This is a genomic window from Streptomyces sp. NPDC059957 (assembly GCF_042730015.1).
In the GTDB taxonomy this organism is placed as follows: Bacteria; Actinomycetota; Actinomycetes; order Streptomycetales; family Streptomycetaceae; genus Streptomyces.
Window position 1 is genome coordinate 24809 of the sequence record NZ_JBHWMB010000020.1, and the last position, 18188, is coordinate 42996.

Below are 18188 nucleotides of genomic sequence, written 5' to 3' on the forward strand. Positions count from 1 at the left end.
GGTCCACGGACCTTCCGGACCGCCCCGTCCGCATGTCGGGACACCGGCGTCCCGACATCGTCGCCGGGGGATCAAGGGCGCAGGGCGCCAAGGGATCAGGGGGTTGTGGGGATGGGATTCTTCGACGGCATCAGGGGCAGCCGCGGCACGCAGTTCCAGTCGGGCAGTGCCTCGTCGAACGCGATCGAGCTGACCAAACGCCATCCGACGGTGTCGCTCACCAAACAGGGGGCGGTGCACGGCAATCTGCGCGTGAACCTCTCCTGGCGGATGCGGACCTCGGACATCGGCGGCCGCAGCGCCGGCCAGAGCGGGCAGCTCTTCCGGCACCCGTTCAAACTGTTCAAGCCCGACATGGTGCAGGCGCACACCCAGGGCATGGTCAATGTCGACCTCGACATCGGCTGTCTCTACGAACTGACCGACGGCACCCGGGGAGTGGTCCAGCCCCTGGGGAACCTGCACGGGGACATCAACAGCCCGCCATACGTGAAGCTCAGCGGGGACGACCGGTTCGGGGCGCCCTCCGGCGAGACGATCTTCGTCAATCTCGACCACGCCGAGGAGATCAAGCGGCTGCTGGTCTTCGTCTACATCTACGACCAGACCCCGGCCTTCGACCGGACGCACGCCCTGGTCACCCTCTACCCGATCACCGGGCCGCGCATCGAGATCCCGCTGGAGGAGCGCCACCCGCACGCCCGCTCCTGCGCGGTCGTCTCCCTGGAGAACGTCAAGGGGGAGCTGATCGTGCGGCGCGAGGTCACCTTCGTGTACGGGTTCCAGGCCGAGCTGGACCGGCTGTACGGGTGGGGCCTCCAGTGGGGCCGGGGCTACAAGACGAAGACCTGACGGGGCCGACGGGGCCGGCGGGGCCGACCGAGCCGACCGGGCCGGTCAGCCCGGTAGGGCCCACAGGTCAGGTCAGGCCGGCCCGGCCGCCGCTCACCGGCGGATGAACTGCGGGCCCTGCACCGGCAGCCGGAAGGCCGCGTCCGGTGCCGGGGCCGGCACCGGGGCCTGCGACACCGGCTGCGGGTAGCCGTAGGCGGGCTGGGAGGCCGGCGGGGCCTGGGTGGGCGGCGCCGGGGTCGCGGGGGAGGCCGAGGGAGCCTGTCCCTGCGCCTGCGCCTGCCCCTGGGCCTCGGCGGCGTTCTCGTCCACGGAGATCCCGTGGTCGGTGGCCAGGCCGACGAGCCCGTTGGAGTAGCCCTCGCCGAGCGCGCGGAACTTCCACGCGTCGCCGCGCCGGTACAGCTCGCCGCAGATCAGCGCCGTCTCGGCGCCCGTCTCGGGCCGTACGTCGAAGTAGGCCAGCGGTTCGGAGCCGCCGGTCGCGGTGGCGTCGTAGAGCAGGATCCGCAGGTCGTGGACCCGCTCGAAGGGGACGTCCTCGGCGGAGGCGACGACGAGGATCCGGTCCACGGCCGGGGTGACGGCCCTCAGGTCCGCCTGGACGGCGTCGGTGATCCCGTCGCCGAGCTGCTTCTTCCCGAGCCGCCACACGGCCCCCGAGGGGTGCCGGGGCTGGTTGTAGAAGACGAAGTCCTCGTCCGAGCGCACGCGCCCGTCCGCCCCCACGAGCAGTGCGGAGGCGTCCACGTCGGGCACGTCGGGCCCCCCGGTCCAGCGCAGCACCGCGCGGACCGCCAAGGCGGCCACGGGGATGTTGGAGCCCTTCTGCATCGCGTGCGTCATGCCGGTCATCCTGCCCTCCCGGGCGGGACCGGGACAATGCGGCCCCCCGTAGACCTTGTCCGGATCGCGAGACCTGGGCATGGTGCAAGAGGGTTACCTGGATTTCATGTGCTTGAGGAACTCTTGACTCACGTTCGTACGTACTATTACCGGCCATGCCAGATCGGCCGCCGAGCCTGTACGGGGGAAGCACATGCGTCACTTCGGGCACGTATCACCCACTGTCCGCAAGGACCTCTTCCACCAGGAGCCGGCCGAGTTCACCGCCGCCTCCCCCTCCGCTACGCTCGCGGCCGCGCTGGGGGCCACGCTCTACAGCCCGGCCACCCGGCCCCAGCTCGCCCGTGACATCCGCAAGCAGGCCGGCCTCGGGGTCGTCTCGATGGTCCTCTGCCTGGAGGATTCCATCAGCGACGCGGACGTCGCGGGTGGCGAGGAGAACCTCGTCCGGCAGTTCGCCGCCCTCCACGAGGACCCGGCGGAGCTCCCGCTGCTCTTCATCCGCGTCCGGGAGCCCGAGCAGATTCCCGACCTCGTGCACCGGCTCGGCGGCTCGGTGGAGCGGCTGGCCGGATTCGTACTTCCCAAGTTCAGCGAGAGCCGGGGCGTCGCCTTCCTGGACGCCGTGGCCCAGGCGGAAGCCGCGAGCGGACGCTCCCGGCTGTACGCGATGCCCGTCCTGGAGACCCCCGAGCTGCTCCACCTGGAGACCCGGGTCGAGGCCCTCGCCGGGATCTCCCGCACGGTCAACAAGTACCGCGAGCGGGTCCTGGCGCTGCGCCTGGGCGTGACCGACTTCTGCTCCGCGTACGGGCTGCGGCGCACCCCCGACATGACCGCCTACGACGTGCAGATCGTCGCCGGGGTGATCGCCGACGTGGTCAACGTGCTCAGCCGCGCCGACGGCACCGGCTTCACCGTCACCGGACCCGTCTGGGAGTACTTCCGCAGCCAGCAGCGCCTCTTCAAGCCGCAGCTGCGCCGCAGCCCCTTCCTGGAGGAGGGCGTCGAGGAGCTGCGCACCGCGCTGATCGAGCACGACCTGGACGGGCTGCTGCGCGAGATCGAGCTCGACCGGGCCAACGGGCTGCTGGGCAAGACCTGCATCCACCCCGCCCACGTCACCCCGGTCCACGCGCTCTCGGTGGTGTCGCACGAGGAGTTCAGCGATGCTCAAGACATCCTGCGCCCCGAGAGCGGAGGCGGCGGAGTGATGCGTTCCGCCTACACGAACAAGATGAACGAAGTGAAGCCCCACCGGGCCTGGGCCGAGCGCACCATGCTGCGCGCCGAGGTCTTCGGTGTGGCGAAGGAGGAGGTCGGCTTCGTCGATCTCCTCACGGCCGGGCTCCAGGTGTGAGCGGGCCGTTGACTGCGAAGAAGGGCAAGAAGATCGAAGCGGTGTGGTCGGGAACGTGGGTCGCGGACCGGCTGGGCGTGAGCCTGGAAGAGGGTGCGGGCGACGGCCCGCGGCTGGACGAACTCCTCGGGCTGGCGCTGCGGCGCAACCCCAAGCGGGCCCACCTGCTGGTCTCGCGGGTGCTGGGCAAGCACGTCCCGCAGTCCCCGGCGGCCGTGTACGCCGCCGGGTACGGGCTCGGCGAGCGGGTCCGGGAGCTGCTGGGCGAGGCGGAGGCGGCCTCGGCCGTGGTCCTGGGGTACGCGGAGACCGCGACCGGGCTGGGCCACTGCGTGGCCGACGGCCTGGGCAGCGCCCCGTACCTGCACTCCACCCGCCGCCCCGTGCCTGGCGTGGAGGCCGCCGGCGGCTTCGAGGAGGCCCACTCGCACGCCACCTCGCACCTGCTGCTGCCCGAGGACCCGAAGCTGCTGGCGGGCTCGGGCCCGCTGGTCCTCGTCGACGACGAGTTCTCCACCGGCAACACCGTCCTGAACACCATCGCCGACCTCCACGCCCGCCACCCGCGCGGCCACTACGTGGTCGTCGCCCTGGTCGACATGCGCTCCCCGGCCGACCGCGACCGCCTGACGGCCTTCGCCGCCGAGCTGGGCGCCCGTGTGGACCTCATATCCCTGGCCTCGGGCACGGTCTCCCTCCCGGAGGGGGTCCTGGAGAAGGGCCAGGCCCTGGTGGAGCGCTACGAGGCCGAGGCCGCCTCAGCGGCTGCGGCCACTTTGGGCGAGGAGCAGGCCGAGACGCTCGCTGATGCGCAGCCCGGGGATGGGCAAATCCAGCCCCTGCGGCGTTTGAGCAGCGGGGTCCGGGGCGGCGCCCCGGCAGACGGCCCGCACCCGACCACCCGCGTGGAACTGGGCTGGCCGGCCGGCATACCCGACGGCGGACGCCACGGCTTCACCCCCGCGCACCGCGCGGCCCTGGACGCGGCGCTGCCCGCCATGGCAACCCGGCTCAAGTCCGCGCTCGGCGCGGACCCCGCCAGGGTCCTCGTACTCGGCAACGAGGAGCTGATGTACGCCCCGCTGCGCCTCGCGCAGGCCCTGGAGGCGTCCGGCGCCGCGGCCGAGGTCCGCTTCTCCACCACCACCCGCTCGCCGGTGCTCGCCGTGGACGACCCCGGCTACGCGATCCGCACCCGCCTCGTCTTCCCCGCCCACGACGACCCTGCCGACGGCCCCGGAGACCGGTACGCGTACAACGTGGCGGGCGCCGGCTTCGACGCCGTGGTCGCCGTCGTGGACTCGGCCGGGGACACCGCGGAGCTCCGTACCGGTCTGCTCGCGGCCCTCGAGCCGCACACCGGCCGGGTCGTGCTGGCGGTCATACCTTCGTACGTACCCGACCGGCAGGAGCCGATCATGACCGAGCCCCTGCGCGGGCCCGCCTTCTCCTCGTACGCCGCCGAGGACGTCGGCTGGCTGCTCCAGGACCTCTCCGACGTGGAGCTGGAAGCCCCGACCGAGGAGCGCGAGGAGGCCATCCAGGCGGGCGGCGCGCACTACGCGGAATCGCTTCCGGTGGAGTTCCAGCCGTCCCCGGAGTACCAGCAGCTCTACCAGAGCGCGCTGATCGCCTCCGCCGCCCGGATGGCCCGCGCCGTCGGCACCGTCACCGAGACGGTCCTCGCCGAACGCTCCCCGTCCCCGGTCCTGGTCTCCCTGGCCCGCGCCGGCACCCCCGTCGGCGTGCTCATGCGCCGCTGGGCGCAGGCCCGGCACGGCCTGGACCTGCCGCACTACGCCGTCTCCATCGTCCGCGGCCGCGGCATCGACGCCAACGCGCTGCGCTGGCTGGCCGCCCACCACGATCCGGCCGACGTCGTCTTCGTCGACGGCTGGACCGGCAAGGGTGCGATCACGCGCGAACTGCGCGAGGCGCTGGGCGAGTTCGAGGGCTTCAACCCGGAGATCGTGGTCCTCGCCGACCCCGGCTCGTGCGTGGAGACGTACGGCACGCGCGAGGACTTCCTGATCCCCTCCGCCTGTCTCAATTCCACTGTTTCCGGACTGGTCTCGCGTACGGTTCTCAGGTCCGACCTGGTCGGGCCCGCCGATTTCCACGGCGCGAAGTTCTACCGCGAGCTCGCCGGAGCCGATGTCTCCGTCGCGTTCGTCGACACCGTCTCCGCGCACTTCGAGGAGGTGGCCGAGGCCGTGGACGCCGAGGTCAAGGAGCTCCTCGCCGCAGACCGCACGCCGACCTGGGTGGGCTGGCGGGCGGTGGAGCGGATCAGCGAGGAGTACGGCATCCACGACGTGAACCTGGTGAAGCCCGGCGTCGGCGAGACCACGCGGGTGCTGCTGCGCCGGGTGCCGTGGAAGATCCTCGCGCAGCGCGGCGCCGGGGCCGACCTGGACCACGTACGACTCCTCGCGGAGCAGCGGGGGGTGCCGGTGGAAGAGGTCGACGGCCTGCCGTACAGCTGCGTAGGACTCATCCATCCCCGATTCACGCGCGGCGCCACGGGCGCCGACGGAAAGGCTGTGGCCACCAAGTGACCGTTCTCGTAGCCAGTGACCTCGACCGTACGCTCATCTACTCGGCGGCCGCCCTCGGCCTGACCATGCCCGACCCGGTGGCCCCTCGGCTGCTGTGCGTGGAGGTGCACGAGAGCAAGCCGCTGTCGTACATGACGGAGACGGCGGCGGGGCTGCTGGCGGAGCTGTCCGCCGACCCGGACGCGGTGTTCGTGCCGACCACCACCCGGACCCGCAAGCAGTACCAGCGCATCCGCTTCCCCGGACGGCCGGCGAAGTACGCGATCTGCGCCAACGGCGGCCAGCTCCTGGTGGACGGGGTCCCGGACCGGGACTGGCGCCGCCAGGTCGCGGCGCGGCTCGCCGCGGAGTCCGTCCCGCTGGAGGAGATGCACGCGCACCTGATGTCCGTCACCGACCCGGCGTGGCTGCGCAAGGCGCGGGTGGCGGAGGACCTGTTCGCCTACCTGGTCGTGGAGCGGGCGCTGGTCCCCGCGGAGTGGATCAAGACGCTGACGGAATGGTCCGAGGCGCGAGGCTGGACGGTCTCCCTCCAGGGCCGCAAGATCTACGCCGTCCCGCGGCCCCTGACCAAGAGCGCGGCCATGCACGAGGTGGCACGGCGCACGGAGGCCACGAGCACGCTGGCCGCCGGCGACTCGCTGCTCGACGCAGACCTGCTGCTCGCGGCGGACACGGCCTGGAGGCCGGGCCACGGGGAGCTGGCCGACGCCGGCTGGACGGCGCCGCACGTGACGTCGCTGGCGCAGGCGGGCGTGCTGGCCGGCGAGGAGATCGTGCGCGCGTTCACCCGCGAGGTGGCGCGACTGGGCACACCGGCCGCCTGATCTTGGGCACACTGGGCCCATGACCAAGGGCAACAGCACGAAGATCACGGACGAGCTCTACCAGTACATGCTCGCGCACAACCCCCCGCTGGACGAGGTCCAGCGGGGGCTGGTGGCGACGACGTACGAGGTGTTCCCGGACTCGGCCGGCATGCAGTCGGCGGAGGAACAGGGGCCGCTGCTGGCCTTCCTGGTCCGGCTGACCGGCGCGCGGCACATCGTGGAGATCGGCACCTTCACCGGCTTCTCCTCCCTGTCGATGGCCCAGGCCATGCCGGCGGACGGACGCCTCATCGCGTGCGACGTCTCGGAGGAGTGGACGGCGTACGCCCGCGAGGCCTGGGCCAAGGCCGGCGTCGCGGACCGCATCGACCTGCGGATCGCGCCCGCACTGGAGACGCTGCGCGCGATGCCGGCGGAGCCGCACATCGACATGGCGTACATGGACGCGGACAAGCAGAGCCAGGTCGCCTACTGGGAGGAGCTCGTACCGCGGCTGCGCCCGGGCGGTCTCCTCGTCACGGACAACACGCTCTACCACGGCCAGGTCCTGGACCCGGCGGCGACGGGTGGAGCTGCGGGGGTCCAGGCCTACAACGACCACGTCGCGGCGGACCCCCGCATGGAGTCGGTGCTGCTCGCCATCTCCGACGGCATCACCCTCTCCCGCAAGCGCCAGGCCACCTCGGCCTAGGTCGTCTCTTTCGGATCTTGCCGGGCCCGCGACGCCTGGCACCGCGCCTGGCCGCACTGCCGAGGCGACCACGTACGTCCAGTACGCGAGCGCCCCGACAGCACGCCCAGGCACGGCACCAGACGCCGCGGGCTCGGCCGACAAGATCCGAAAGAGACGACCTAGCCGCAGCCGCCCCCACCACAGCAGCCTCCGCCACCCATGGGCGCGGCGGGGGCTGCACTGGTGCCGCCGACGGCGACGGCGGAAAGCAGCCTGACGGTATCGGCGTGCCCGGAGGGGCAGTCGGCAGGGGCGGAGGACTCGGCCATGGGCCGGCTGACCTCGAAGGTGTCTTCGCAGGTCCGGCAGCGGAATTCGTAACGGGGCATGCGGACAGGCTACGCAGTGGGCACGCCTCACCGGAATCCCCCGCGTACGGGGTGCGCCGCCGCGGCCACATCCACCCCCGCCGGCGTTTGAGGCGCGGGGTCCGGCCTCCGCCGACGGCTCCGCCCAGGCCCGGGAGAAGGGCGCCTTCCGCCGGGACATGGACTTCCTGCTCCGCCGGCGCCGCATCTGGGGCGTCTTCCTCGGCCAGTTCGCCGTCGCCTCGACGCTGTACCTCTTCCTGACCTGGTTCCCGACCTCCGTCTCACCGTCTCACCGTCTCACCGCCTCACCGACCGCCTCACCGCGCCTACGCCGGCCGGCCGACGGGCCTCGCCCTCGGACCCGTACGCGCCCGCTGCTCCCGAGCCGCCTGCTCGGGGTGGCGGGCACGCCAGTACGGATTGTCGTGCGGCAGGGCGCTGCCCACCCGCCCGTACATCCCGAACCACATCAGCATCACGCCCACCACGAAGCTGAACAGCACGTTGGGCATGCGGAAGGCCAGGACGTTCAGCTCCGTGTCGAGCAGCGCGAGGTTCACGAACCCGCTCGCGATGAACAGCACGCCCAGCACGATGTTGAGCGTCGAGGCGAAACTGCCGCCAATGACCATCCCCGTGAACAGCAGCAGCCCGATGCAGATCGACAGCACGCTCAGCGCGCCGTTGGTGTTCAGCGCGAGCACGGTGTCCCCGCCGGTGTCGAAGAACCCGATCCGGTCGATGAGCCCCAGGATCCCGAAGGCCACCAGCAGCAGTCCGGTCAGGCCGGCACCGACCCGGTAGACCTTGCTGAGCCGGTGATCGCTGGGCAGATGCTCGTCGAGGCGCGCGTTGACGGGACGCATCATGCGGCGCAGGATCCCGGGGGAGTTCCCGGGCGGTGCGGCCGTCGCGTACGGCTCGTGGGCCACGTAGGGCGCGTAATGCTCATGGGGCTCGTGGCACCCGTAGAGCGCGTGGGGCGCGTACGACTCCTGCGACTCCTGCGGTGCGGGTGAAGCGTGGGCGGCCATGGCGCCCTCCTCTGCTCCGTTCCTGGCCCCTCCAGCATCCGCCGATGCCCCCGGGCGGACAAGTCTGGACCGGAGTCGCTCGGACGCGGCTGCTCAGACATGGCTGCTCGGACGCGGCTGCTCAGGGGTGGCCGCGCTCGGTCCGGATGTCCGTCACCACCCGCTGCACGGAGGACCGTACGGCCTCCATCTCCTGGAGGAAGGCCCAGTAGTCCGGGTGGCGGTCCTCCAGCGCGGCCAGCGCCCGGGTCACCCGGGCCACCGCATCGTCCAGCGGGCGGGCGTGCCGGTCCTCGGGGACCGTACGGCCCTCCATCGCCAGGCGCTGCGCGTCCCGGATCGCGAACCGGGTGCGCTGCACCTCCGCCTGCGGATCCCGCGCCACCGCCTCCAGCCGGGTCAGCCGGTCCTGCGCCGCCGACACCGCCTCGTCGGTGGCGTCCAGCGAAGCCCGTACCGCCTCGACCAGGGCCGCTACGACGGCCCACTGCTGCAGGTCGCGCGCCCGGCCGGCCTCCGCGAGCCGGTCCTCCGCCTGCGCCACGTCCCGTACCGCCTGCTCCGGCACCTGCTGGAGGTCCTGCCAGCAGGCCGCGCTGAAACGCCGGCGCAGCTCGCTGAGCACCGGATCCACCCGGTCTGCCCGGTTGCGCAGCGCCTGCGCCCGGGTCCGCAGGCTCACCAGCCGCCGGTCGATCTCCGCGGCCCGCTCCGGGAGCCGCGCCGCCTCGGCCCGTATCGCCTCGGCGTCGCGCAGGATCCGGTCGGCCCGCTGCACGGTCTCCTGCACCCCGTGCAGGCCGGCGCCCTGGTTCAGCTTGGTCAGCTCCGGCGCGAGCGCCGCCAGCCGGGCGGCCAGGTCGTCGGCCCGGATCCCCTTGCCGCGCACCTCGTCCAGCGCCGTGCTCGCCGCCAGCAGCGCGGCCCTGGCCCGCTCCCGGGCCGGCGCCACCCGCGCCAGCTGCGTCTCGGCCCGGTCCAGCAACGGCTGCAGCCCGAGCGCGAACCGGTCGAGCTCGGCCTTGACCCGTACCAGCTCGTCCTTGGCCCGCGTGAGCTCCTCCCGGGCCCGCGTCGCGGCGGACGCCTCCAACTCCACCCGATCGAGATCGTGCGCGTCGACGGCGTCGATGTAGACATGGCTCACCTGGTCGATGCGCTGCCCGAGCGCGACGAACCCCTCGCCCACCCGACGCGCCTCCGGAGAGCCGTCCGCGGCCGCGATCGTCTCGATCGAGATCCGCAGATCCCGCTGCGCGGTGTCCAGCTCGTAGAACGCCGCCGCGGCAGCGTCCTTCGCCGCCTGCGCATCCGCCCGCCGACCCTCGTCTCGCCCGCCGCCGAACCACCGCCGGGGTGCCGTCGTCACAGTCGCCTCTCCCGTACCCGGTCCGTCCGCAATTCCCCTGCCCCGGTCCATTCTCCCCCACGGGAACGGGTTTGCGTGGGGGGTGTGCCCTGCATGTAGGCTGTCCACTCATCCACGGGTGCGTAGCTCAGGGGTAGAGCGCTGCTCTTACAAAGCAGATGTCGGCGGTTCGAAACCGTCCGCGCCCACCAGTGGAAAGCCCCCAACCGATCATGGTTGGGGGCTTTTGCGTGCCCTGTCGGCGCCCCATGGACGCCGCATGGCATCGGTCGGGCAGCGAGGGCGGACATGGGTGCCGCTGAGCTCCTGGTGCGTTCCTGTGCGCCCTTCCTGCTCCTTGCTGTTTCCGGCACCGTGCAAGGGGCGCTCACGTCGGGTGGGCGAGGAGGGGGCGAGGTGACGCAACCCAAGTGCGGAGCGGTGACGAAGCGCGGGGGACGGTGCCGGAACAAGGCGATCGTCGGGAGCGGTCAGTGCGCCAGGCATCAGGGGCGCTGGACGCAAGGAGGGGCCGCGCAGGGGGAGATCAAGGAAGCTCAAGCCAAGTTGCGGGAGTTGCGGAAGAAGAAGTGGGCCTGGTGGTGAGCGGCCTCTGACGTCCGTGGCTGACTGCTTGAGCAGTGGATCCCGGAGGTTCGGAGCCGTTCGGGTCCGCCGGGGAGAAGACCCCCTCGCCGTTCACGGCGAGGGGGTCTTCTGCGTGGGTGGGGGGAGGGGGATGTGAGGCGGTGACGGGGCGTTCGTGGGGCGGGATAGTGGGGGTATGTGCCGATCGATTAAGACGTTGCGTCCGCCCGCCATTCCGGAGAAGGCGACCGAGGAGGAGATCCGGGCCGCCGCCTTGCAGTACGTGCGCAAGGTGTCCGGTTTCAGGGTGCCGGCCGCGCACAACCAGGAGGTCTTCGAGGCCGCCGTCGACGCGGTCGCGGAGGCTACGCGGGAGCTGCTGGACGGGATACACGTGAGGGGAGCGGGGGCGGCCGTGGCCGGGTGAGGGCCGGGTGGATGGGCGGTCGGGCGGGTGGTCAAGCCGCTGCCGGGACGGCGTCTTCCTCCAGGGGGACCACCGCGACCGGGCAGCCGGTGTGGAGCAGTACCGCGTTGGTGACGGAGCCCAGGCGCGGGGAGAGCGGGCGCTTGCGGTGGCGGCCGATGACGATCAGGTCCGCGGCCTGGGAGGCGGCGACCAGGTGGCCGGCCGCGTCGCCCGGCGCCGACAGCTGCTCGCTCTCCACCTTCGGGAACCGCTCGGCGTACGGGCGCAGGTGCGCGGCGGTCAGGGCCGTGACCTCGTGGGCGTTGGCCGTCTCCTCGTGCGGGGCCGCGGCGATGGCGCCGGCGGTGGTGAACGGCATGCCGGGCCAGGCGTGTGCGGCGACGACCTGGAGCCGGGCCCCGCGCCGGGCCGCCTCGCGGAAGGCGAAGTAGGTGGTGCTCGGGTCGGGGGCCGCGCTGTTGAGGCCGAGTACGACCTGCCCGTACGGGTCGTGCGCGGGCGGCTCGGCGCGCGGGACGACCACCACGGGGCAGGCGGCCTGGCGGGCGCAGGCTATGCCGTTCGAGCCGAGGAGGAGGCTGGCGAAGCCGCCGCGGCCGCGCGAGCCGAGGACCATCAGGTGGGCGTCCTCGCCCAGGCCCGGCAGCACGTCGTCCGGAGCGCCGGGGTGCGAGGCGTACTCGATCGGGGGGATTCCGGCGCGGCCTTCGAGGGCCTCTCGGACCCGGATCAGTACGGGGTCGTCGTCGAGGCCCGGTTCGTCGAAGCCTCCGGACAGGGCCGCGCCGATGCTGTTCATGTAGAGGCGGGCGTGGACGATGCGCAGCGGGGCTCCGGCCATCAGGGCCTGGGAGATGGCCCATTCCAGTGCCCGGTTTCCGTTCGCGGAACCGTCTACGGCGGCGATGACGGGGCGCGGGCTCTGGTCCATGGCGGGCTCCTCGGGGGGCAGCGGTGCGTGGACTCAGCCTTGCGGGAGGGGGCCCCGGGCGGGAGTGGGGAAAGTCCCGAACGGGGCGGGACCATCGGCCACTCCCGTGTGGAGGGGGGAGGGGGCGAGGTGGGTGGGTGGGCTTGGTCGGGGCGGCTCAGGAGGCGTGGCCCGTGCGGCGGCGCAGGATCCAGGCGCCTGCGCCCAGTGCACCGGCTACGAGGGCGCCGCCGATGGCGATCTGGCCGGGGCTCATGGAGTCGACGCTGCCGCCGAGTCCACCGCGGGCGGCGCCCGGGGTGATGTTCAGCGCCACGGTGACGCGCTCGCCGCCGGGGCCGCCGCACTCGAAGGTGACGGGGTGTGAGCCCGCGCTGATGTTCCGGGAGGTGGTGGCGGCGCCGAAGAGGTTGGTGGCCTCGGCGTTGCCGGGGGTCAGCCAGACGTCGCCGAAGGCGCGGGAGGTGGCCTTGCCGGTGCGGGTGCCGCAGCCGGTGACGTTCAGGCTGACCCGGCCCCCGGGGGCGACGTTGGTCGGGGAGACGCTGCCGGAGGGCTGGGCCTGGGCGAGGGTCGGTGGAGCGGCCGCGGCGAAGGCGACGGTCGCGGCGGCGACGGCCAGCAGGCGGGGGAGGGAGCGGTACCGGCGGGGGCTGTGGGGGGTGGCGGGCATGGAGAGGACTCCTCGGGCTCCGGGAACGGCGCGGCGCGGATTCGAGTACGCGCCGTCCTCTGGACGCTAGGAGCCCGGCGCGGCCGCGGCGATCGCTGCCGGGTGAACGGGTGAGCCACTGCTCCGCTCGGGGGAGGCGGGGGCGCCCTCGGCGCCGTGGGCCGGGGAGCGGGGAGCGGGGGCCGGGGACGTGCCCGGGTGGGCCCGAACCCTGTCCCTTCGCGGGCGCGGCCAGGAGGCCCGGCCTGGTGGGCTTCCCGAGCCCGGGGGCTTTTGGCCGGGAGAGGGGGGAGAGGAGGGGAGGGGGCGGGTTCGAGAGGGGGCCTGGCGCCGGTCGGATGCTCGGTGAAGGTCTCCGTGGGCCGGGATCGGAGGTTGGACCCCTGAGGGCCTGGCACAGGTGGCCGAAGCCGGACAGGGGCCGGGGGAGGCAGCTCGGGCTGGCCTGCCGGAGTTGTGGGTGACTCGAAGCGTGCTGGTGCTGCACCCTGCGGCCCCTGCGGCCCCGGCGGTGCAGGGGCGGCCGGTGGAGGTTACGTGGTCGGGGTGGGGGTGGGGCGGCGGACCACGAAGGCGGCCAGGGAGCCGGCGGCGAAGAGGGCGATCAGGGAGATCGCGGTGCCGAGCCAGGTGGTGCCCAGCCACTGGGTGCCGAAGTAGCCGAGGGCGATGCTGTAGCCGGCCCAGGCGATGGCGGCCAGAACCGACCAGGGCAGGAACTCCCTGACCTTGCGTTGGGTCTTGCCCGCGCCGAGGGAGACCACCGAGCGGCCGGCCGGGGCGAAGCGGGCGACCACGACCAGGGCGCCGCCGCCGCGTGCGAGGGCGGTGCCGAGGCGCTCGTGGGCCCGGGTGAGCCGGCGGGAACGGGCGATGGCCCGGTCGAGACGGGCCCCGCCCCGCCGGGCCAGCCGGTACGCGGCCATGTCGCCCAGTACCGAGGCGGTGACGGCCGTCACCAGCAGCGCCAGGATGTCCGGTACCCGGGACTGCACGGGCACGGGTCCCGCGGCCCCGGCTGCCGCCGCTGCGGCTGCCGCAGCCGTGACCACCAGTACCCCGCTCGGCAGCACCGGCAGGAACACGTCGAGCAGGATGGACAGCGCCACGAGGGCGTAGATCCATGGGCTCGAAGTCAGCGAGCCCAGAGTCTCAAGCAAAACGGGACTCCCCAGTCCGGTTGACGTGCCTCGGCGTGAGGCGCCGCGACGTCGCGGGGAGCGGCAGGGGCGGCTGACAGCGGAACAGCGTACGCCGGGTGTCCACGGACCGGACGCCCGGGGCGGTGCTCCGGCCTGACGGGTCGCCCCGCCGCCGCGTCAGCGGGGAGGTGTGAGGTCGCGGTCCAGGACCGTCACCAGGCGGGGGCCCTTGCGTGCCTGGTCCAGGCGCAGCCGCGCGGAGCGCCCCGACAGCGCGAGCGTCATGAGCTGGTTGCCGAACCAGGGGCCGCCCGTGTGCCGCCAGCTCAGCGGGGGCCGGCCCGTCCGGCCGTGCCGGGAGAAGCCCCGGCCCAGCCACCGGCCCAGCCGTGACCAGCCCAGTCGGAAGCCCCATTTCACGGCTGTGTGGATGGAGTTGTGGACTGGGGAACAGGTGAGCTGGAACACCTGTGCCGTGCTCGGTATTCGGGGTTCGGCCACGTACGCGTGGTGGACGTCCCCGGAGAGCACGCACACCGTCGCCGGCGCCCGCGGGCCCGTGCCCACTTCCTCGATCAGGTCGCTGAGCATCGCGAACGAGGCCGGGAACGCCGCCCAGTGCTCGAGGTCGCTCCGCCGGCGCAGGTTCTCCCCGATCCGGGCCCACCTCGGGCCCCGCTCGCCGCGGCACAGCGCGGCATTCCACACCTCCGCGTCGTGTACGAGCGGCGGCATCAGCCAGGGCAGTGACGAGCCGATGAGGAGGTGGTCGTACCCTCCGTGTCCGGCCAGGGCGTTCTCTCGGAGCCACTGCCGCTCCTCCGGGTCGAGCATGGCCCGCCCGTCCTCGGCGAGCACCCGGGCGGCCCGGGTGTCCACCATCAGCAGCCGGGACCGGCCGAAGTCGCGGCGGTAGCTCCAGCGCACCGTGGCCGGGTCGACGTCCGCCGAGGTGGCGAAGGCCCGTAGCGCGTCGGTGCCGTCGGGGGTCGACCGGACCGCTTCGAGCACGGGGTCGGCCGCCAGCTCGGCGGGGGAGAGGTTGCCGAGGTGCTGGTACACCCAGTACGACATCAGGCCGCTGACCACCCGCTCCTGCCACCACGGGGTGGCGCGCATCTCCGCCAGCCATGCGGCGCTGGTGTTCCAGTCGTCGATGACGTCGTGGTCGTCGAACATGTGCAGGCTCGGGACGGTGGACAGGAGCCAGCGGATCTCCGGGTCGAGCCAGGACTCGTAGTAGAGCCGGGTGTACTCCTCGAAGTCCGCGACCTGGGCGCCGGGGGCCTCGCGGAGGTCCCGCCGGGCCGCCAGCCACTGGCGGGTGGAGCGGGAGAGGTGGTCCGCGTACACCTGGTCGCCGAGGAGGAGCAGGACGTCGGGCCGCACCGCCTCCGGGTCGGCGGCCAGATCGGCGGCGAGGGTGTCGAGCGCGTCCGGGCCGTGCGGTCCGCGCCGGTCGGCCGGCGGGGCGGCCTGACGGCAGGAGCCGAAGGTCAGTCGGAGGTCGGGAGCGGTCGTGGAGCCCGGCCTTCCGGCGGGAGGGGTGGTGATGGTGCTCGCGGGGAACCGGCTGTCGGGCAGGGGCCAGACCCTGAGCCCGTCGAGGAGGACCTCGTAGGCCGTGGTGGAGTCCGGAGTGAGGCCGGTGACCGTGATCAGCGCGTAGTGGTGGCCGGCTATCTGGAAGGTGTGGACGCTGCCGCCGGAGCCGTCGGCGCAGCGCACTTCGGCGGTGCACGGGCGGTCCGCCTCGATCCATACCGTGGCGGAGTCGCCCGCGTCCCAGTCGACGTGGCGCAGCAGCGGTCCCAGGCGCAATGCCCCCATGCAACTCCCCCTCCTTCTTCCAGCGTTGCCGTTCGATCACCGTACGACGGGGAGGGGGTGATCCACCTCCCCCTGGCGGGGGAAAGATCCTTGGCCAGGGGTGGGGTGGGGGAGCGGCGGGTGGGGAGTGAGGTGCGGGGGGTGCGTGGGGGGTGCGTGTGGGTGTCAGCAGGCGTTGAGGATGTTGACCAGGGCCGTCTTCTCCGTCGAGTCCATGCTCAGGGCCCAGTACTGCTTGACCCCGACCCACATGCGCGCGTAGGTGCAGCGGTAGGCGGTGCGCGGCGGCAGCCACTTGCCGGGGTCGAGGTCGCCCTTCGCCTGGTTCACGTTGTCGGTGACCGCGATGAGCTGGGGGCGGGTGAGGTCGTTGGCGAACTGCTGGCGCTTGGCGGTGGTCCAGGAGTTGGCGCCGGAACGCCAGGCCTCGGCGAGGGGGACCATGTGGTCGATGTCTACATCGGAGGCGGCCGTCCAGGTGGCGCCGTCGTACTCGGAGTACCAACTGCCGCTGACGGCGGCGCAGGCGGAGTCCTGGACCACACCCGAACCGTCGCGCTTGAGGACGGTCTCGCGGGTGTTGCAGGTGCCGGAGACGGTGCTCCAGTGGGGGAAGAGGTCGCGGCTGTAACCGGTGGTGGAGCCTTCGGTCTTCGGGGTGACGGTCGCGAGGTAGGAGCGGGCGGCCGCGGCGCTGATGGGGGTGGGAGGGGAGGCGGCGGCGGTGGGGGCGGTGAGGAGGGTGGTCAGGGAGGCCACCGCGAGTATGGAGGCGAGCGTGCCGAATCGACGCGCGTAGACGGAGGGCGTGGAGGGGTGCCTGGAGGACATGAGGGGCTCCTGAGTGGGGGTGAGGCAGGGGGGATCGGGTGAGTGGGTCGATGGGTGCGCTGCGGGGGCCTGGCCATGCTGGCCGCGCCGGGTTTCTGGGGGATGGGCGCGAGGTGACAGTTTGAAGGCATGGGCATGTCATGGCGAGGTGGGTGACGGGCTTTGGGGTGGGGGGAGTTGGGGTTCGGGGCGGGGTTGGGTGGGGATGGGGTCAATGTCCTATGCCTGGCCCGGCCCTGGCCCTGGCCCTGCCCTGCCCTGCCCTGGTCCTGGCCCTGGTCCGGCCGCGGACATGGCAACGGCGCCGCGCCCGGTCGTTCCGGGGGCGGCGCCGCGATCTGGAATCAGAGTCCGGTGGTGAAGGGGTTGTTGTGGACCGAACCGGAGCTGTAGGTGGTCCGGTCCTTGCGCAGCTGCTCGGTGCGCTCCAGCTCGATCAGGAGTCCCTCTGTCGTCTCCGAGCGACGGCGCCTTTCCCGGCGCATCACCTTGACGACGATGTACAGCCCCGAGATCCCCATCAGAGTGAAGAGGACGATCAGTTCGGTCATGACATTTCCCCCGTGGTCACGCTCTCGGCCCGCGCATTTCGGTGATCCGGTGCGTCATGGCCGACCGTGCCTTCCATTGTCAGACCTCCCTGCGAGGCTGAGTAGATGGAGACCACGTTGCAACTGACCATCGACTGCGCCGATCCGCGGGTGATGGTGACGTTCTGGACCGAAGCGCTGGGTTACGTGCCGGAGCCGGCACCGGGCGGGCATGCGACCTGGCGCGCGTACTGGGAGGCCATGGGGGTGCCCGCGGAGGAGCTGCCCGAAGGGGTGGGGGAGGTGCCGGAGTCGATCGTGGATCCGTCCGGGCGGGGGCCCCGGGTGTGGTTCCAGCAGGTTCCGGAGCCCAAGGCCGGCAAGAACCGGGTGCACCTGGATCTGAAGGTCAGCGGTGGGCGCGGGGTTCCGATGGAGCTGCGGACGCGCCGGGTCGACGAAACGGTGGAGCGGCTCACCGGGGCGGGGGCGACTGTGCTGCGCGTGCTGGACGAGTTGGAGACGCACTACGCGGTGGTGCTGCAGGACCCTGAGGGAAACGAGTTCTGCGTCGCTTGAGCTGGCTCGGGGTGGGGCGGGCTGCGGGGCGGTTTGGCTGGTGAGGCGGGCCCGGTGGGGTGGGTCCGCCCGGTAGGGCAGGGTTTGGTGGTCGGTGTCTGGCCGGATGGGCTCGGCCTCGCCGACCGGGGGCTGGTGTGCGTGAAGCGGGTCGCTCGGGCCGGTGGGTTTCCGGCTGTTGAGGTGCGGCTCGCGTGGTCGGCGAGGTGGCCCGGACCCAAGTGGCTAGACCCATCCCTCGTCGAGGTGGATCGTCCAGGTTTCCCGCACTGCTTTCTTCAGCTCGACCAGGACCGCGACGTCCGAGATGACTGCTGGTGCGTCGGACAGTCGCAACGGGCATTCGGGGACGCCGTTGCGGGTGTAGGTCGGCAACTCGCCGTTGCAGCCGAAGGCGTGGAGCGGCAGGGGATCAGGGTCGAACCATGCGGGGCGGTGGTCCTCCGCCCACCCGGCCGCGGCGTCGACGCGGTTCAGATGCGGCAGTAGGTACTCGGGGGCGGGCCCGCCGCTGAACTGCACGAGGAAGCCCTCGGTGTCGACGGCCCACCAGTCCCACGTGAATCCAGGTCGAGGGTGCCGCAGGGTCGTCACCATGCCGCCACCGTGTCCCCGCAAAAGCGTGGTGAAGATGATCCACAGGGAACGGCCTGGCCCCGGGGCAGGTTCGCTGGGGCGGGACGCCCGTATCGGGTCGCCTGGGGTCGGTCTCTGGGGGCGGTCTCTGGATTTGGTCCCCGGGTCTGGCCGTCAGGGGCGGGGTGTCGGGGCGGCCGGGCGTG

The 18188-nt window shown here is 72.5% G+C and carries 18 protein-coding genes and 1 tRNA gene; 8 read left to right on the plus strand and 11 right to left on the minus strand.

All coding sequences use genetic code 11. The features are described from left to right. The first annotated feature begins 111 nt into the window (after window positions 1-111). Window positions 112-852: a Tellurium resistance gene (locus ACFWBW_RS15745; RefSeq protein WP_250745558.1), complete on the plus strand. Its 741-nt coding sequence runs from the start codon at window positions 112-114 to the stop codon at window positions 850-852. A gap of 93 nt (window positions 853-945) precedes the next feature. On the opposite strand, the gene ACFWBW_RS15750 is transcribed toward ACFWBW_RS15745, so the two are convergent. Then, window positions 946-1698, minus strand: coding sequence for a TerD family protein (locus ACFWBW_RS15750; protein WP_385372867.1), 753 nt, complete (start codon window positions 1696-1698; stop codon window positions 946-948). A gap of 193 nt (window positions 1699-1891) precedes the next feature. Between ACFWBW_RS15750 and ACFWBW_RS15755 the strand changes: the two genes are divergently transcribed. The 4 genes from ACFWBW_RS15755 to ACFWBW_RS15770 are packed head-to-tail and all read left to right on the plus strand — an operon-like array spanning window position 1892 to window position 7137. Further along, window positions 1892-3058 (plus strand): HpcH/HpaI aldolase/citrate lyase family protein, encoded by a 1167-nt coding sequence (locus ACFWBW_RS15755; RefSeq protein WP_385372711.1) that lies wholly within the window; start codon window positions 1892-1894, stop codon window positions 3056-3058. A gap of 32 nt (window positions 3059-3090) precedes the next feature. After that, the gene (locus tag ACFWBW_RS15760; RefSeq protein WP_385372869.1) at window positions 3091-5616 is read left to right on the plus strand and encodes a phosphoribosyltransferase; all 2526 of its coding nucleotides are present in this window, start codon (window positions 3091-3093) and stop codon (window positions 5614-5616) included. Next, the gene (locus ACFWBW_RS15765; RefSeq protein ID WP_385372713.1) at window positions 5613-6443 is read left to right on the plus strand and encodes an HAD family hydrolase; all 831 of its coding nucleotides are present in this window, start codon (window positions 5613-5615) and stop codon (window positions 6441-6443) included. The genes ACFWBW_RS15760 and ACFWBW_RS15765 overlap by 4 nt, the downstream gene beginning before the upstream one ends. Window positions 6444-6462: 19 nt before the next feature. After that, window positions 6463-7137, plus strand: a complete 675-nt coding sequence (locus ACFWBW_RS15770; RefSeq protein WP_385372715.1) for an O-methyltransferase — start codon at window positions 6463-6465, stop codon at window positions 7135-7137. 161 nt (window positions 7138-7298) lie between these two features. On the opposite strand, the gene ACFWBW_RS15775 is transcribed toward ACFWBW_RS15770, so the two are convergent. From ACFWBW_RS15775 to ACFWBW_RS15785, 3 genes are all read right to left on the minus strand, one after another. Next, complete coding sequence (locus ACFWBW_RS15775; protein WP_385372717.1) at window positions 7299-7508, minus strand: zinc ribbon domain-containing protein; 210 nt, start codon at window positions 7506-7508, stop codon at window positions 7299-7301. A 308-nt stretch (window positions 7509-7816) separates the two neighbouring features. After that, window positions 7817-8359: a DUF4383 domain-containing protein gene (locus ACFWBW_RS15780; RefSeq protein WP_385372871.1), complete on the minus strand. Its 543-nt coding sequence runs from the start codon at window positions 8357-8359 to the stop codon at window positions 7817-7819. A 286-nt stretch (window positions 8360-8645) separates the two neighbouring features. Then, window positions 8646-9893, minus strand: a complete 1248-nt coding sequence (locus ACFWBW_RS15785; protein ID WP_385372718.1) for a hypothetical protein — start codon at window positions 9891-9893, stop codon at window positions 8646-8648. 116 nt (window positions 9894-10009) lie between these two features. On the opposite strand from ACFWBW_RS15785, the gene ACFWBW_RS15790 reads away from it, so the two are divergent. Further along, window positions 10010-10084 (plus strand) — tRNA-Val (locus ACFWBW_RS15790). A gap of 572 nt (window positions 10085-10656) precedes the next feature. Then, window positions 10657-10887, plus strand: a complete 231-nt coding sequence (locus ACFWBW_RS15795) for a DUF2277 domain-containing protein (protein WP_385372720.1) — start codon at window positions 10657-10659, stop codon at window positions 10885-10887. 31 nt (window positions 10888-10918) lie between these two features. Here the strand turns inward: ACFWBW_RS15795 and ACFWBW_RS15800 are convergent, their stop codons facing one another. The 6 genes from ACFWBW_RS15800 to ACFWBW_RS15825 all read right to left on the minus strand — a co-directional run bounded on the left by ACFWBW_RS15800 (window position 10919) and on the right by ACFWBW_RS15825 (window position 16848). Continuing rightward, window positions 10919-11821 carry a universal stress protein gene (locus ACFWBW_RS15800; RefSeq protein ID WP_385372722.1) on the minus strand — a complete coding sequence of 301 codons (903 nt, stop codon included), beginning with the start codon at window positions 11819-11821 and terminating at the stop codon, window positions 10919-10921. A 157-nt stretch (window positions 11822-11978) separates the two neighbouring features. Beyond that, window positions 11979-12494: a hypothetical protein gene (locus ACFWBW_RS15805; RefSeq protein ID WP_385372724.1), complete on the minus strand. Its 516-nt coding sequence runs from the start codon at window positions 12492-12494 to the stop codon at window positions 11979-11981. A 533-nt stretch (window positions 12495-13027) separates the two neighbouring features. Then, complete coding sequence (locus tag ACFWBW_RS15810) at window positions 13028-13654, minus strand: DedA family protein (protein ID WP_385372726.1); 627 nt, start codon at window positions 13652-13654, stop codon at window positions 13028-13030. A 159-nt stretch (window positions 13655-13813) separates the two neighbouring features. Further along, a complete protein-coding gene (locus ACFWBW_RS15815) occupies window positions 13814-15466 on the minus strand; it encodes an alkaline phosphatase D family protein (protein ID WP_385372728.1) in 1653 nt (550 codons plus the stop codon). A 165-nt stretch (window positions 15467-15631) separates the two neighbouring features. Continuing rightward, window positions 15632-16297, minus strand: coding sequence for an HNH endonuclease family protein (locus tag ACFWBW_RS15820; protein WP_385372730.1), 666 nt, complete (start codon window positions 16295-16297; stop codon window positions 15632-15634). Window positions 16298-16641: 344 nt separating this feature from the next. Beyond that, window positions 16642-16848: a hypothetical protein gene (locus ACFWBW_RS15825; protein WP_385372732.1), complete on the minus strand. Its 207-nt coding sequence runs from the start codon at window positions 16846-16848 to the stop codon at window positions 16642-16644. A 105-nt stretch (window positions 16849-16953) separates the two neighbouring features. Here ACFWBW_RS15825 and ACFWBW_RS15830 point away from each other — a divergent pair, with 105 nt between their 5' ends. Then, window positions 16954-17406 carry a VOC family protein gene (locus ACFWBW_RS15830; RefSeq protein WP_385372733.1) on the plus strand — a complete coding sequence of 151 codons (453 nt, stop codon included), beginning with the start codon at window positions 16954-16956 and terminating at the stop codon, window positions 17404-17406. 225 nt (window positions 17407-17631) lie between these two features. On the opposite strand, the gene ACFWBW_RS15835 is transcribed toward ACFWBW_RS15830, so the two are convergent. Further along, a complete protein-coding gene (locus ACFWBW_RS15835; RefSeq protein WP_385372735.1) occupies window positions 17632-18003 on the minus strand; it encodes a hypothetical protein in 372 nt (123 codons plus the stop codon). Window positions 18004-18188: the final 185 nt, after the last annotated feature.